At 58.4% G+C, this 14,657-nt stretch carries 13 protein-coding genes and 1 tRNA gene; 8 read left to right on the top strand and 6 right to left on the bottom strand.

All coding sequences use genetic code 11. The features are described from left to right. Nucleotides 1–327 precede the first annotated feature (327 nt). The 3 genes from WFP06_RS08970 to rnd all read right to left on the bottom strand — a co-directional run bounded on the left by WFP06_RS08970 (nt 328) and on the right by rnd (nt 5,191). Nucleotides 328–2,694 carry a TonB-dependent receptor gene (locus WFP06_RS08970; RefSeq protein WP_336986832.1) on the bottom strand — a complete coding sequence of 789 codons (2,367 nt, stop codon included), beginning with the start codon at nt 2,692–2,694 and terminating at the stop codon, nt 328–330. A 410-nt stretch (nt 2,695–3,104) separates the two neighbouring features. Beyond that, nucleotides 3,105–4,001 carry a hydrogen peroxide-inducible genes activator gene (locus WFP06_RS08965; protein ID WP_336986831.1) on the bottom strand — a complete coding sequence of 299 codons (897 nt, stop codon included), beginning with the start codon at nt 3,999–4,001 and terminating at the stop codon, nt 3,105–3,107. Further along, nucleotides 3,998–5,191: a ribonuclease D gene (rnd, locus tag WFP06_RS08960; RefSeq protein WP_336986830.1), complete on the bottom strand. Its 1,194-nt coding sequence runs from the start codon at nt 5,189–5,191 to the stop codon at nt 3,998–4,000. The genes WFP06_RS08965 and rnd overlap by 4 nt, the downstream gene beginning before the upstream one ends. A gap of 199 nt (nt 5,192–5,390) precedes the next feature. Between rnd and aspS the strand changes: the two genes are divergently transcribed. Continuing rightward, nucleotides 5,391–7,190: an aspartate--tRNA ligase gene (aspS, locus tag WFP06_RS08955; protein ID WP_336986829.1), complete on the top strand. Its 1,800-nt coding sequence runs from the start codon at nt 5,391–5,393 to the stop codon at nt 7,188–7,190. Between the two features lie 20 nt (nt 7,191–7,210). Here aspS and WFP06_RS08950 read toward each other — a convergent pair whose 3' ends face one another. Continuing rightward, complete coding sequence (locus tag WFP06_RS08950; protein WP_336986828.1) at nt 7,211–7,903, bottom strand: hypothetical protein; 693 nt, start codon at nt 7,901–7,903, stop codon at nt 7,211–7,213. Between the two features lie 216 nt (nt 7,904–8,119). Between WFP06_RS08950 and WFP06_RS08945 the strand changes: the two genes are divergently transcribed. From WFP06_RS08945 to WFP06_RS08920, 6 genes are all read left to right on the top strand, one after another. Then, entirely contained in the window at nt 8,120–8,356 is a 237-nt protein-coding gene (locus WFP06_RS08945; protein ID WP_336986827.1) for an acyl carrier protein, read from the top strand. Between the two features lie 99 nt (nt 8,357–8,455). Next, nucleotides 8,456–9,715 (top strand): beta-ketoacyl-ACP synthase II, encoded by a 1,260-nt coding sequence (fabF, locus tag WFP06_RS08940; protein WP_336986826.1) that lies wholly within the window; start codon nt 8,456–8,458, stop codon nt 9,713–9,715. Then, nucleotides 9,716–10,687, top strand: a complete 972-nt coding sequence (mltG, locus tag WFP06_RS08935) for an endolytic transglycosylase MltG (RefSeq protein WP_336986825.1) — start codon at nt 9,716–9,718, stop codon at nt 10,685–10,687. Further along, nucleotides 10,684–11,217 carry a 2'-5' RNA ligase family protein gene (locus WFP06_RS08930; protein ID WP_336986824.1) on the top strand — a complete coding sequence of 178 codons (534 nt, stop codon included), beginning with the start codon at nt 10,684–10,686 and terminating at the stop codon, nt 11,215–11,217. The genes mltG and WFP06_RS08930 overlap by 4 nt, the downstream gene beginning before the upstream one ends. 69 nt (nt 11,218–11,286) lie before the next feature. Continuing rightward, a tRNA-Met gene (locus WFP06_RS08925) sits at nt 11,287–11,363 on the top strand. 178 nt (nt 11,364–11,541) lie between these two features. Further along, the gene (locus tag WFP06_RS08920; RefSeq protein ID WP_336986823.1) at nt 11,542–12,795 is read left to right on the top strand and encodes a tyrosine-type recombinase/integrase; all 1,254 of its coding nucleotides are present in this window, start codon (nt 11,542–11,544) and stop codon (nt 12,793–12,795) included. A gap of 7 nt (nt 12,796–12,802) precedes the next feature. Here the strand turns inward: WFP06_RS08920 and WFP06_RS08915 are convergent, their stop codons facing one another. Continuing rightward, nucleotides 12,803–13,006 (bottom strand): DUF5818 domain-containing protein, encoded by a 204-nt coding sequence (locus tag WFP06_RS08915; protein WP_224800987.1) that lies wholly within the window; start codon nt 13,004–13,006, stop codon nt 12,803–12,805. Further along, the gene (locus WFP06_RS08910) at nt 13,003–13,587 is read right to left on the bottom strand and encodes a lytic transglycosylase domain-containing protein (RefSeq protein WP_336987668.1); all 585 of its coding nucleotides are present in this window, start codon (nt 13,585–13,587) and stop codon (nt 13,003–13,005) included. The genes WFP06_RS08915 and WFP06_RS08910 overlap by 4 nt, the downstream gene beginning before the upstream one ends. 146 nt (nt 13,588–13,733) lie before the next feature. Here WFP06_RS08910 and WFP06_RS08905 point away from each other — a divergent pair, with 146 nt between their 5' ends. Then, the gene (locus WFP06_RS08905) at nt 13,734–14,648 is read left to right on the top strand and encodes a DUF7146 domain-containing protein (protein WP_336986822.1); all 915 of its coding nucleotides are present in this window, start codon (nt 13,734–13,736) and stop codon (nt 14,646–14,648) included. Nucleotides 14,649–14,657: the final 9 nt, after the last annotated feature.

Genomic DNA, 14,657 nt, shown 5'->3' with positions numbered 1-14,657 from the left:
GCAAACCAAAAGTCGTCTGGCGGGTTTGTAATCTGCAACGGCCACACACCGCCATTCCGATACCGGCCTAATTTCGGCCTTTAAGTTCTGTCTGATTAAATGGCAGATTTAGGGAAAGAAACTTGCTGTCAGCGATGTCCGCTTCGGGGTCGTTAGCAGACAGGCCGCTTTTATCTGAAATGCCCGGAAAGCTGCCAGTCCGTTTCTGGTAGAATTTCCGCAGTTGGCTGTGTCGCAAATTAACGCGGCGCAGGGCCAGCCTTGACGTCATGAAAAATGGGCCCCGCATCCTGCGATACGGGGCCCATTTCATGCCGACGAAGGTGCTTAGAAATTGATCGCTGCCGACACGCCCCAGACGCGGGGTTCGTTGATCAGCGCCGTCAGATTATTGAAGTCGATTGCACCGACAGCGGACGCGTCATCGGTTATGTTGCGCACAAAGGCAGCCACCTCGAAAGCGTCAGTCTTGTAGCCTGCGCGAACGCCGCCTTCGAGCTGGCTTGCATCCTGGAATTCAAGCGCTTCATACAAAAAGAAGTTGATCCGCGAGCGATAGGCCCAGTCGGTGAAGGCATAGATTTCGCCATTGCCAACCGGGATGCTGTAGCGCGCGGTCCAGTTGGCGATCCAGCGCGGAGCCTGCGGCAAAGAATTGCCATCGATGCTTACGATCGCTGCCGAGAACGGAGCCGCGGGCGTCACAATCGGATCAAGGATTGTACACAAGGAGACATCGGGGAAGGTATCAACGCGCACCGCGCCGCACGCAGCGGTGGTCAGGCCCGCATCCTGAATCTCGGTGTGGTTGTAACTAAGGCCGGCTGTCAGAAGCAGATTGTCTGTCGGCGCCAGTTCCGCGTCCAGCTCAAAACCATAGCCGCGCACATTATCGGCATTGATCAAACGGTTTGCGTTAACCGAACCGCCCACCGCGGTGAGTTGGGCATCGTTGAGATTGAAATAGAAACCCGAAAGGTTCACCCGCGCCCGGCCATCGAGGAATGTCGATTTGATCCCGGCTTCGTAAGAAGTGATTGTCTCCGAATCGCCGATGGTCACGCCGTCTTCAAGCGGGGTGGGCGTCGCTGGCGGGAACAGGACGCGGCCCTGAATGCTCGGCGCGCGATAGCCGCGCGCTACTTTTGCGTACAGATTGACATCGTTGCTTGCCGCGTATGTCGCGCTCAGATCCCATGTGATCGTATCATCGCTAACCGAGCGGGTGACCGTCCCGAGCGGGTTTTGCAGGAATGTCGGGAACTGCGTGTCCTGACTGCGCACGACCACGAAATCGCGTGAATCGTCATTGTAGCGGACCCCGCCACTGATGCTGAGCTGGTCGGACAATTCGTAAGTCAACGAACCGAAAATACCCAGAGCCTCGCTCTGTTGTTCTTGCGATACGACGATGTTGATGCCGCCCGGCGCGTTGAGCGGATCGCCTAGCGTCGAGAAGTTGTTGCTGACAATTTCCAGCGATTCGTCAAAATAGAAGATGCCCGCCTGATAGCTCAACGGGCCATTGCCGTTGCTGGCAATCCGCAGTTCCTGCGTAAACTGGTCAAGGTTGGGGATCGTATCCTGCGTTTCTGCAGTGAACGGAATTTGGCCGGGGCCGGTTAAGGCGGGCGGCAGGAAGTTCGCGCCGAATCCGCCATCGACGTCGCCAACCGATGCGGCGCGGCCATTCCAGTAGCTGGTAACCGCAATGACCGAGACCGGCCCGACATCCCACGTCGCGCGGGCCGAAGCATTGCTTGTTTGAACGGTCTGCTCGTTCTGGCCATCGACCGAGACAGTGCTGCGGCTGAAGTTTTCGTTCAGGCCGGACTGCCCGCGCGTGAAATTGTTCGCCCGGAAAATTCGGGCCGTTCCGTCAAGATCGCGCAACTGCCCGGTCAGAAGCAGATCGAAATTGTCGGTCAGTTCAAAATCGAACTGTGCGCGGAAGGCGAATTCGTCGAACCCGCCCAGCGCGTTCTCGGTTGTGCCGCCGGGAAGGACATTATCAACGTAATCGTCCTGGCGCTGGTACAGCGCGGATAGGCGGACATTAACCTGATCACCCAGCGGCCCGCCGACGGCTGCTTCGGTATTGATATTGCCAAACCGGCCCACGCTCACGCTTGCATAGCCATCGGCGTAATCACGCGGTTTTACCGAATCGAACTTTACGATGCCGGCAGGCGTGTTGCGACCGAACAATGTTCCCTGCGGGCCGCGCAAAACCTCGACCTGCTGGACATCAAAAATCGGAAAACCTTTGAGGATCGGATTTTCCAGCACGACATCATCTAGAACAAGACTGACCGGTTGCGACGCGTTGAAGTCGAAGTCCGTGTTGCCCAGGCCGCGGATGTAGAAACGCGGAAAGGTCCGTCCGAAGGAAGATTCGACAATCAGGCTGGGAACGCGGGCGGACAAGACGCGAATGTCCTGGCCGCTGCTGTTTATCGCAGCCAGCGTGTCCTGATTGATGGCTGTCACCGATACGGGGACGTCCTGAATGTCCTGCTCGCGCCGCTGCGCTGTGACGATGATGGTGCGAACACCGCTTTGTTCGGCAGCCGCCTCCTGCTCTGAATCAGTGGATTGTGCGGCTGCGGGTGCAGCGACTGTCAGCATTGCTGCAATCGGGACGATCGCGGAAGTCGTAAAAAACCGTGCCAATGACATTATGTTTGCCCTCATTCGATTTTGCGAACCACCTATGCCGCACCCCGCGAGGGTGAATTTATCGCCGAGCAGTCAATCAAGCAGCGAAAACACAAGCGAATCAAGTCATGAAATTGCAACCTCGGCCAGCATTTGCAACGAAGTGCTGCGGGGTCAATTTACTGTTCGTGGAAACTTTCAATTCGCCCGGCAGCCGTTGCCGATCAGCAACGAATTGGAGCTATCTCGATCTAGCGGCGCAGGCGTTCGGGCAAAGGCAGGATCGACACGATGCGTGGATGATCGGCGCGGGGCCTTTTCGGCTGCCTCAACCTCTCGCGCGGCACAGCTACAACACAACCCCTATTACGCCACAGCACAGATTTACGGTCAAACCGGATTTCCGGCTGGATATGGGCCTGCGGCGGACATTGTCTCCGACAGGCTCAACCCGCCCTTAATTCCTCGGCCAGGAGATCGAATTCTTCGCCGCGCGGGGAGCCTTTGCGCCAGACCAGCGCAATTTCGCGGCTGGCGTTGTCGGCGGATAGCGGGCGCGCGACCACTTCGGTTTCGTGCAATATCCCGGCGTCGATAGCCATTTCAGGCAACATCGTGACGCCAAGTCCGTTATCGACCATTTGCACCAGAGTATGCAGGCTGGTGCCGATCATCAGCGAATTGCCGCGCAGTTCGGGCCGGTTACAGGCCGCCAGCGCGTGTTCTTTCAGGCAATGGCCATCTTCCAGTAACAGCAGTTTGCCTTCGTCGATCATGGCGGAGGTAACGGTTTCGGGCAAATCCACCGGATCATCTTTCGGAAAAGCCACAAACAATCTGTCATCGCAAATATGCGCCTGATCCACATCGCCGGTGGCGAAGGGCAGCGCGAGCAGCACACAATCCGCCCGCCCGCTGTTGAGCGATTCGATCGCCGCCGCGCTAGGTTCTTCGCGCAAAAACAGTTTGAGCGCAGGGCGTTCCTTGCGCAGCCGCGGCAGGATACGCGGCAGCAGGAAGGGCGCAACCGTCGGGATCACGCTCATGCGCAGTTCGCCGGACAAGGGCTGGCCCGATGCCTGCACCAGATCGGTCAGGTCCTCAGCCTCGCGCAGCAGCCGGTGCGCTTTGGCCACGACCTGATTGCCCAGCGGGGTGAACCGCACCACGCGGCGGGTTCGCTCGACCAATGTAACGCCGAGCAGCGATTCAAGCTCTCTGATACCTGCGGACAGGGTGGACTGCGAGACGAAGCTGGCTTCTGCGGCGCGTCCGAAATGCCCGTGTTCATGCAACGCAACCAGATATTGCAGCTGCTTGATCGTGGGCAGGTAGGAACTCATACCTCGGGCGCGTCACCTTCCGCGGTTTCGCTCAGATGCGTCATTTTCAGCTTGCCGGCTTCGACTGCGAAAGCCAGCCGGCCTTCGACCAGCTCGAGCGCGTCCTTGCCAAACACTTCGTACCGCCAGGTGTTGAGAATGGGCAGATCGCGCATCCCCGCGGCCAGCGCTTCCAGCTCGTCCGATTTGGTCAGCAAACGGCTTGCTATATCGATTTCCCGGCTGCGGATTTTCAGCAGCAGTTTGAGCAAATCGGCAACCAGTGCGCCTTCCTTGCCCAAGGGCGCGCCGCGCTTGTTCTTTTCGGGCATTTCGCTGGCCGGAAGCGGCTGGGCATCGGCGATGACTTTCATCATGCGCTGCCCGATATCGTTCTGTTTCCAGGCGGCCGACAATCCGCGCACCTTGGCCAGATCAGCCTGGTTTTTCGGCGGATTTCCGGCAATGTCTGCCAGTGTTTCATCCCGCATGATCCGCCCGCGCGGAATATCCTTGTGCTGCGCTTCAGTCTCGCGCCACGCGGCGAGAGCTTTCAAGCGGCCAAGCACCTGGGCATTGCGCGACGGTGCGCGCACCCGCTGCCACGCGGTGTCGAGATCGGTCTGGTAATTGCTCACCTGGGCAAGTTTTTCCATCTCGATATCCAGCCAGCCGCCGCGCCCGGTTTTGACAAGTCTCTCGAGCATTTTGGGGAAAATCTGCGCCAGATAGGTCACATCGCCGATCGCATATTCGATCTGCCGTTCGGTCAGCGGCCGACGGCTCCAGTCGGTAAAGCGCGCGCCCTTGTCCACGGTTATACCCAGCCACGCATCGACCAGATTGGCATAACCGATCTGTTCGGACTGGCTGATCGCCATCATCGCGATCTGGGTGTCGAAAATCGGGTGCGGCGTCTTGCCTGTCAGATTGACGATGATTTCGACATCCTGCCCACCGGCATGGAAAATTTTGAGGACATCGTCATTTTCGGTCATCAGATCGAGCAGCGGCTTGAGATCGATGCCTTCCGCCAGCGGATCGATCGCGGCTGCTTCCTTGCCGTCGGAAATCTGGACCAGACACAAGATCGGCCAATAGGTGTTTTCACGCATGAACTCGGTATCGACGCAGACGAAATCCGCAGTCGAGAAACGTTCACAAATTTCGGCGACGGATTTGCTGTCGGTAATCAGCGGATGGATTTTCATGGGAAATGCTTATAGCGCCGCCACAGCGCGCAACCAGCCCGCAAGGGCGTGTGGGGGCGTATAGGCGGGGGACAAGTGCCGCCAACCTTGACAAAAGGCCCCCGCATCGCTGTTAGGGGCGCGCTTTTCGCGCCGCGATGCTATGACCGGTCCCATCGCCGCGACATCTGATATTTCCGATTGAAAGACCAAATCTGCCATGCATGCTTATCGCACCCATAATTGCGCTGCCCTGACACAGGCCGATGTCGGCGAAACGGTTCGCCTGTCGGGCTGGATCCACCGCAAGCGCGATCATGGCGGTGTTCTGTTCATCGATTTGCGTGACCATTACGGCATGACGCAAATCGTCGCCGACGAAGACAGTCCGGCTCTGGCGGTTTTTGAATCGCTGCGCGTGGAAAGTGTAGTCACCATCGATGGCGAAGTGAAAGCCCGCGCCGATGGCACTGCAAATGACAGCCTGCCGACCGGCCAGATCGAAGTTTTCGCGCGTTCTGTCACCGTCCAGTCCAGGGCGGAAGAACTGCCGATGCCGGTTGCCGGGGAACAGGATTATCCCGAGGATATCCGCCTCAAGAACCGCTTCCTCGATTTGCGGCGCGAGACGATGCACCGCAATGTGGTGCTGCGCAGCCAGGTGATCGCTTCGCTGCGCAAGCGGATGACCGATCTCGGGTTCAATGAAATCCAGACACCGATCCTGACCGCATCCAGCCCCGAAGGCGCGCGCGATTTCCTTGTGCCGAGCCGGATGCATAATGGCAAATTCTATGCGCTCCCGCAGGCGCCGCAGATGTTCAAGCAATTGCTGATGGTGTCGGGTTTCGACCGCTATTTCCAGATTGCGCCATGTTTCCGCGATGAAGATTTGCGCGCCGACCGCAGTCTGGAATTTTACCAGCTCGATCTGGAAATGAGCTTTGTGACGCAGGACGATGTGTTCGATGCGCTGGAGCCTGTTCTTGCAGGCGTGTTCGATGAATTTTCGGGCGAAAAGACTGTTACCAGATCGGGCGAATTTCCGCGCATTCCCTACAAGGAAGCAATGCTGAAATATGGCAGCGACAAGCCCGATTTGCGCAACCCGCTGATGATTGCCGATGTTACCGCCCATTTCGAGAGGTCGGGCTTTGGCCTGTTCGAGAAAATTGTCGGCGGCGGCGGCGTGGTCCGCGTGATCCCTGCGCCGAATACGCATGAGAAAAGCCGTAAGTTCTTCGACGACATGAACAACTGGGCACGCGGCGAAGGCTTTGCCGGGCTGGGTTATGTGACACGCAAGGGCGGCGAGTTCGGCGGTCCGATTGCCAAGAATCACGGGCCCGAATTGATGGCCAAGCTGTATGACGAGCTGGGGCTTGGCGAGAATGACGGTTTGTTCTTTGCAGCGGGCAAGGAAAAGGAAGCCGCCAAGCTCGCGGGTGCTGCGCGCACACGCTGCGCGGAGGAACTGGAGCTGATCGAGCAGGGGTGCTTCAAATTCTGCTGGATCGTCGATTTCCCGATGTTCGAATATGACGAGGAGCAGAAAAAGGTCGATTTCAGCCATAACCCGTTCTCCATGCCGCAGGGCGAAATGGAAGCGCTGGAGACGATGGACCCGCTCGATATTCTGGCGTGGCAGTATGACATTGTCTGCAACGGCTATGAGCTATCGTCCGGCGCGATCCGGAACCACCGGCCTGACATCATGTACAAGGCGTTCGAAATCGCGGGCTATGGCAAACAGGATGTCGAGGACAATTTCGGCGGAATGCTTAATGCATTCAAGTATGGCGCGCCGCCGCATGGCGGTTCCGCGCCGGGTATCGACCGGATCGTGATGTTGCTGGCGGACGAGCCGAACATCCGTGAAGTCATCGCTTTTCCGCTGAACCAGAAGGGCGAAGATTTGATGATGGGCGCACCCAGCACGGCCAATATGAAGCAGTTGAAGGAGCTGGGCATCCGGATTGTCGAACAGCCCAAACCGGCAACCGGCGGACCGGCTGGTTAATCACTCCGGAAACGCGGCAATCAGGACGTTGTGACCAGGATGCGGTCGCGCGCCGCGTCGTAACGCACTTCTAGGCCCGCTTTTCGCAAGGCACCGAAAGTGGCAAAGCCGCCTTCACCCTTGGGCAAATCGGGTGCGGCATCGCCCTGTCCCGTGATCAGCGACAGCAGTTGCGAGGTCGAGGCAAGGATCGTCGATCGGCCATCGATTCTCAGCGCGATGCGTCCTGCATCGCGGCCATTGATTTCGACAGGTTTTGTAATTTCGATGCTCGAAGCGGTTGCACCTGCGGTGGCCGATCCATCGGACAGATCGAAATCGACTGCCATCAGCCCTTCGGAAGTCATCTTCACCTTCTGCGGCGGCAGTGCAGAATCTGCGGAATCGAGAAAATCGCCTTGGATCAAACTGCGCCGGCCCGGACTTTCTGCCGCGGTGGTGCCATCTTCCTCTGCGGGCGCTGTCAGGTCTTCCGCGAACCCCGGCTGGGCAACCGCTTCCTTGTCAAGAAATCTGCCGGCCAGCGCGGTCGGCGAAGGCAGCGAAACGCGTACCGGGTAATAGCCCGCTTCAAGATTATCGTCCCACATCCGCGTGAATGTACCCAGCGAAACCCAGGCGATCGCAGACGCGGTGACGGCAAGCCCCGCAGCGGCCATCCACAGCTGTTTCCTGCTGGCCCAATCGGCCGAGATGCCCGCGTCTTCGTCCAAAACAGCTCCTTCCAATCGATACCTTTTGCCACATATTATGCCGGTGTTGGTGAAAAATGTGGAAATCGCCAAGCGCGACCCCGCGTTTTACCGAACAGACGCCTGCACAACGCGTTGCCCAAGCTGGAATTTGCGAGCGTATGGCACTTGCCAGCGGTTGATGCGTTCATTAGGGCGAAAGACAACCAATCACCCCCCAATTCGAGAGGGAAGAATATGAGCGATACCGCTGAACGCGTTAAGAAGATTGTAGTCGAGCATCTTGGCGTAGAAGCCGACAAGGTTACCAAGGAAGCCAGCTTCATTGATGATCTGGGCGCAGACAGCCTGGATATCGTCGAACTGGTGATGGCGTTCGAAGAAGAATTCGGCGTCGAAATTCCTGACGATGCCGCCGAAAAGATTACCTCGGTTGGTGATGCGATCACTTTCATCGAAGAAAACAAGGGCTGATTGGCCCCATCCCGCCCATTGCGACTGCCGCGTTGCGGCGGGATTTGACAGGCTCAGCCCCTTAACGGGTCTGGGCCTGTTCACTTTCTGGAGAACCACATGCGTCGTGTTGTCGTAACCGGTCTTGGGCTTGTCACTCCTCTGGGCGGCGATGTCGAGACTACCTGGGCCAATATTCTGGCGAGCAAAAGCGGTGCGGGCCCGATTACCAGATTCGATGCCACGGGTTACAAATGCACGATCGCGTGCGAGGTCAAGCCCAAGGAGCATGAATACGGCTTTGACCCGGACAAACGTGTCGATCACAAAGTCCAGCGGCAAGTGGATCCCTTCATCATCTACGGGATCGATGCGGCGGGACAGGCGCTCGAAGACGCCGGGCTGACCGAAATGACCGAAGCACAGCGGTTTCGCGCCGGTTGTTCGATCGGTTCGGGTATCGGCGGATTACCCGGCATCGAAAGCGAAGCGCTGGTGCTGGCCGAAAAGGGGCCGGGGCGGGTCAGCCCGCATTTTGTCCATGGCCGGTTGATCAATCTGATTTCCGGTCAGGTTTCGATAAAATACGGTCTGATGGGCCCCAACCATGCGGTAGTGACTGCCTGTTCCACAGGGGCGCATTCCATTGGTGATGCAGCGCGGATGATCCGCGACGATGATGCCGATGTCATGCTGGCGGGCGGCGCGGAGGGGACGGTGTGCCCGCTGGGCATCGCCGGATTCGCACAGGCGCGCGCACTGAACATGACCTATAACGACCGGCCCGAAGCCGCCAGCCGACCTTATGACAAAGACCGCGACGGGTTTGTGATGGGCGAGGGTGCGGGAGTGGTCGTGCTGGAAGAATACGAACATGCCAAGGCACGCGGCGCGACGATTTACGCTGAAGTAACCGGATACGGTCTTTCGGGCGACGCCTATCACGTAACCGCGCCGCATCCCGAGGGACTCGGGGCCTATAATGCGATGGCAATGGCGCTGAAAAAAGCGGGTATGACCCCCGCTGATATCGATTATATCAACGCGCACGGCACATCGACGATGGCCGATACGATCGAGCTGGCTTCGGTCAAACGCCTGTTCGGCGATGAGATTGCCAATGTTTCGATGAGCTCGACGAAATCGGCGATCGGCCATCTGCTGGGCGGGGCAGGGGCCGTCGAAGCTATTTTCTGCATTCTGGCACTGCGCGACCAGATCGTCCCTCCCACGCTCAACCTCGACAATCCCGACGAGGGGACCGACGGGGTCGATCTCGTCCCGCATACAGCGAAAAAGCGTGAGGTGCGCGCGGTGTTGAACAACAGCTTCGGCTTTGGCGGCACCAATGCAAGTCTGGTGATGAAGAAGGCGGATTGAATGCTGCGCGGAGGTTATCTGGTAATGGCCGCCGCAGCGCTGATCGTTGCTGCAGCTGCCACTTACCTTATTGCAGGCTGGTTCGGGTCGGGCCCGCTGGACGAGGAAAAACCGTTCATCGTCTCGTCCGGCTCCACACTGACGGCGATTGCCAACCAGCTTGAGGATGACGGCGCCATCGGCAGTGCCGACGCCTTTCTGCTGCGCGCAAAGATTTTCGGCGGTAGCGACCCCGTTCAGGCCGGCGAGTTCCTGTTGCCCGCGGGCGCCAGCCCCGGCAGCATCCTGAACATGTTGCAAAGCGGCGACGTGATCCGCCGGTTCATCACCATACCCGAGGGGACACCTTCGATTCTGGTGTTCGAAACACTGATGGCCGAACAGAACCTGACCGGCGAAATTTCCATCCCGCCAGAAGGCTCCATCCTGCCGGACACCTATGATTTCGAACGCGGCGAAGCGCGCGCGGATGTGGTGAAGCGCATGACCGCGGCGATGCAGCAGGCGCTGGCCGAATTGTGGAAGGCCAGAGGCAAGGACATCGCCGTTTCGACGCCGCAAGAAGCGGTCATTCTGGCGTCGATTGTCGAGAAGGAAACCGGGATCGCATCCGAGCGGGGGATGGTCGCGGGGCTATATTCGAACCGCGTGAAAACGGGCATGATGCTGCAAGCCGACCCGACGATTATCTACCCCATCACAAAGGGCAAGCCGCTTGGCCGGCGGATCAGACAGTCCGAAATTTCCGCCATCAACGATTACAATACGTATTCCATGGTTGGTCTGCCCAAGGGGCCGATCACCAATCCCGGCCGCGCTTCGATCGCGGCAGTGCTCGATCCGGACAAGACAGAGGCGCTGTATATGGTTGCCGACGGGACAGGCGGGCACGCATTTGGCAATACGCTCGGCGAACATAATGCCAATGTCGAAAAATGGTTTGCGATACGCCGCAAGCGGGGCGAAATGTGAACCTGCAGAAAGGTGACGCGCCTTTCATCATGACAGCGGCATTGCCGCCCGACATGGCATCCTGGGCCACCGCCCTGCGCCGCGAGTATTTCCCGCCGGAACGCAATTTCCTCGACGCCCACGTCACGCTGTTTCACGCCTTGCCGCCTTCCTGCGAAGATGAATTGTGCGATTTGCTGGCTGAATTGGTCAAACGACATTCTGCGCCTGCGGGTCGGTTGGAGGGCTTGATGTCGCTGGGCCGGGGTACTGCGCTCCGCCTGTCCAGCCAGGAACTTCTGAACATCAGACGGGATATCGCGGACCATTTTCACGGGTCGCTATCGCCGCAGGACAGCCACCACCCGCGTTTGCACGTGACCATCCAGAACAAGGTTTCGCCCGCCGAAGCCAAGGCACTTCAGGCCCGGCTGGACGACCAGATCGCACCGCGCGCCATCGCATTTCCTGCGTTGGAATTGCACATCTATCGCGGCGGTCCATGGGAGTTTGTGAAGCGCTGGCCATTTCGGGGTAACACAGCTGCTTGACCCCGCGAAGATGCGGTCCTAATAGCGCCGCCTTGCCGGGGGTATTACTGCCCTTCGCGCTGCCCACGGGGCGGAGTAGCTCAGCTGGTTAGAGCAGCGGAATCATAATCCGCGTGTCGGGGGTTCAAGTCCCTCCTCCGCTACCAATCTCGAATCCGCATGGGTTCGCTTGCTTCCGCATACATCCGTAAACTTCAATTAAAACAGAATGATGTGAGTGATTCGCGTCCGCTTGCGTGCGCATGCATTCGCTTGAAGCCGGATTTGGTGTGGGGGTATTTTGGGGGTATTTTCCGGGGGTAGCGAAAAGGAGCGATACCCCCAATGGCCTTGAGTGAGATTCAGATCAAAAAAGCGAAGGCGGCTGAGCGTCCATACAAGCTTGCGGATGGGGAGGGGTTATTCCTCCTGGTGCAAAAGAACGGCTCGAAGCTCTGGCGGCTGAAATACCGGTACCACGGGAAGGAGAAGCTGCTTTCTTTCGGTGCCTACCCCGAAGTCGGAATAGCGGCCGCAAGAGAACTCAAGAGAGCTGCCAAGGGTGTGCTGGCCGAAGGCAGGGACCCGATGGTTCACAAAACGGGTCGGGACTTCGAAGAGGCTAAGACCTTCAGGGCGATTGCCACCATGTGGCATGAGAACAGAGTAAGTAGTCTCAATCCCGCCCATGCGAAGCGCGTGTGGTCGCGGATGGAGCAGGACGTGCTTCCTGTCTTAGGCGAGCTCATGATGCATGAGATAACTCCACCAGAAGTCCTGAAGGTCATTCGGAAGATCGAGGAGCGCGGCGCGCTCGACATCAGTCGACGGGCCAAGCAATGCATTGGTCAGGTATTCCAGTTCGCGATTGCCAGCGGACTTTGCGATTCCGATCCAACGGCGCATCTTCGGGGGGCTTTGAAGCCACGTCCTCGGGTCAAGCATATGGCGAAGCTACCTCTGGCACAGCTACCCGAACTCATCATCAAGATGGAGCGATACCAGGAAGAGGGTGAGAGACGATCCGAAATTACGCGGGCGGCATTGACCTTTGCTCTTCTTACATGGGTCCGGACCAAGGAACTCCGGTTCGCCAAGAAGCACGAGTTTGAAGGTCTAGTCGGAGATTTACCAGTTTGGCGCATTGGCGCTGATCGGATGAAAATGGGCCGCGAGCATATCGTGCCTTTGTCGCGACAAGCCGCTTCTCTTGCTCAAGATATGATCAGCAAGTCCGAAGGCGAATACGTCTTTCCAGGCCAGAAGCCCAAGATGCCGCTTTCCGAGAATACGATGATCTATGGCCTCTATCGCCTCGGTTACCACGGGCGACAAACTGTTCACGGCTTCAGGGGTCTGGCGAGCACCTGGGCGAATGAGCAGCTGGTCGAGGTCGGCGAACCACCGATGTGGATCCGCAGATATCATGAAGACTGGGTCGAACTGCAATTGGCACACAGCGAAGAGAACGAGGTTCGCGGGGCATACAATGCTGCCGAATATCTCGCTCCCCGTCGTGCAATGCTGCAGGATTGGGCAGACTTCCTCGATTCCATCGGCGGCAAAGCGCAAAACATTGCTGTTTTGAGAGCCGCTTGACCTGCTCCTAGGCGGGCACCTGCCCCAGCCATTCGACGCGAAGGCGGTCGAACCCGACAACGATACCCTCTGCGGTAACCTCAAATCCAAAGTCGTTGTTTGAGGGTTCGTAGTCTTCGAGAACCCAATGATCTCCGGCATCGGTTACAATTACGGCTCCCCGAGGAAGGTGCTCGAGCCGTCCGCTGATCCTTTTCCGATTCGTAGTCATATCGAACCGTATGCCATCCATCGGTCGATAACGCTCTTCACATATCCAGGTGTTTCACGATTTTTCGGTATTCCGCCGGCTCGCGACACGGCGCCGGGACCAGCATTGTATGCGGCCAGCGCGAGATGGATCGCACCGAAGCGCTCTAGCATCTGCTTCAGATACCGCGCGCCGCCATCGATGTTCTCAGCCGGATCGTGGCGATTGCTGACACCAAGTTCTCTTGCCGTTCCCGGCATGAGTTGAGCGAGCCCAGCGGCGCCAGCCGGACTGATTGCCATCGGGTTGAACCGCGATTCCTGCCAAATCAGGGCCTGAAGCAGTCGAGGCGGCAATTGGTATCGCGCTTCAGCTTGCCGGATGTGTGGCTCATACAAGGCTTCCTTGAAGCTTCTATCGATATAGGCCGCGCCGCCATCTGGCTTGCCCAAGTGGATTGCAGTCGGGTTGAAAGCGCGCCCTTTGTCGTTTGTAACCTCAACTGTGCCGAGGTCATGGTCGAAGACCTGAAACTCCTGCGCGTGCGCGGATCCCGAAATCGCAATCGCGAGCGCACCGCAACCGCAAGCCACCAGAGACATTCGCATTGAATCACCTTTCACCTTGCCTCGATCCGCAAGAGAACATAAATAGAACGAATGGGTGTAGGAAAACGTTTTTTTTGCAAGTTTATCCGAGAGGAGAGGGGTTCGTCTGGAGGGGGCAATTGTGAGGCGATGGAGCCGGTATGCCTGTTTCGAATTCAACCCTGTCACGTACCTCGCTTGAGGACACCGCCCGCAACATCTGCGAAAGCCGAGGGGGCAAATGGTCAGGCACAAAGGGGATGGCGTGCTGTCCCGCGCATGATGACCGCACACCTTCGCTCGGCGTGACGCTCGGCCGAAAGGCTATTCTCTTCCATTGCTTTGCGGGCTGCGATCAACAGAGCGTGCTTTCCGCAATGGCGCGCGAAGGTTTCGAGGTGGCCAGGTTTTTCTCGGGTTCTTCGGCCGAGGATCAGATCGAGCCAACAAGGCTACGCACACCCTCGGCAGCAGCGTTGAGGATCTGGCGCGAAGCGGAACCATTGGGTGCCAGTCCGGCGAAGGCCTACCTCGAGAGCCGCGGCATCCTGGCCGCATCTTCAGCTCTTCGCTTTCATCCGCAAACGCCGCTCGGGCCGAAAGGACAGGCCCGCTTTCTTCCCGCTATGATTGCGGCGGTCAGCCTCGACGAGGGGCCGATCGCGACCCACCGCACGTTTTTGTCCACCGAGGCTTCAACCAAGGCCACCTTCGACAAGCCAAAGCGCGCGCTTGGCTCGCTCGGTGAAGCTGCTGTCCGTCTCTTTGCTCCGGTTTCCGGGAAGCTCGGCCTTGCCGAGGGGATCGAGAGCGCGTTGTCAGCCTATGCGCTCACCGGCATTCCCGTTTGGGCGACCCTTGGGAATGAGCGTTTCGGTCTCGTAAGCATTCCCGAGAGTGTGACCGAACTCCACCTCTTCGTCGATCACGATGCTGGCGGCAAGTTGGCCGCTTCTCGTGCCCTGGCCGCCTATGCCCGCGATGGACGCACGATCCACGTTCGCAAGCCGTCATCACGCGGTACCGATTGGAACGATGAACTTACAGCATGGCTGCGCCGCAAAGCGGCGCGTTAGAGGAGAGAT

It is taken from the genome of Altererythrobacter aquiaggeris, assembly GCF_037154015.1.
GTDB classification, from domain to species: Bacteria; Pseudomonadota; Alphaproteobacteria; order Sphingomonadales; family Sphingomonadaceae; genus Aestuarierythrobacter; species Aestuarierythrobacter aquiaggeris.
This window is presented reverse-complemented; position numbering and strand designations above follow the sequence as displayed.

What these genes read in the sequence shown, in the direction of transcription:
- WFP06_RS08970 (WP_336986832.1), bottom strand. Translation starts at nt 2,694, where the DNA reads ATGAGGGCAAACATAATGTCATTGGCACGGTTTTTTACGACTTCCGCG.
- WFP06_RS08965 (WP_336986831.1), bottom strand. Translation starts at nt 4,001, where the DNA reads ATGAGTTCCTACCTGCCCACGATCAAGCAGCTGCAATATCTGGTTGCG.
- rnd (WP_336986830.1), bottom strand. Translation starts at nt 5,191, where the DNA reads ATGAAAATCCATCCGCTGATTACCGACAGCAAATCCGTCGCCGAAATT.
- aspS (WP_336986829.1), top strand. Translation starts at nt 5,391, where the DNA reads ATGCATGCTTATCGCACCCATAATTGCGCTGCCCTGACACAGGCCGAT.
- WFP06_RS08945 (WP_336986827.1), top strand. Translation starts at nt 8,120, where the DNA reads ATGAGCGATACCGCTGAACGCGTTAAGAAGATTGTAGTCGAGCATCTT.
- fabF (WP_336986826.1), top strand. Translation starts at nt 8,456, where the DNA reads ATGCGTCGTGTTGTCGTAACCGGTCTTGGGCTTGTCACTCCTCTGGGC.
- mltG (WP_336986825.1), top strand. Translation starts at nt 9,716, where the DNA reads ATGCTGCGCGGAGGTTATCTGGTAATGGCCGCCGCAGCGCTGATCGTT.
- WFP06_RS08920 (WP_336986823.1), top strand. Translation starts at nt 11,542, where the DNA reads ATGGCCTTGAGTGAGATTCAGATCAAAAAAGCGAAGGCGGCTGAGCGT.
- WFP06_RS08915 (WP_224800987.1), bottom strand. Translation starts at nt 13,006, where the DNA reads ATGACTACGAATCGGAAAAGGATCAGCGGACGGCTCGAGCACCTTCCT.
- WFP06_RS08910 (WP_336987668.1), bottom strand. Translation starts at nt 13,587, where the DNA reads ATGTCTCTGGTGGCTTGCGGTTGCGGTGCGCTCGCGATTGCGATTTCG.
- WFP06_RS08905 (WP_336986822.1), top strand. Translation starts at nt 13,734, where the DNA reads ATGCCTGTTTCGAATTCAACCCTGTCACGTACCTCGCTTGAGGACACC.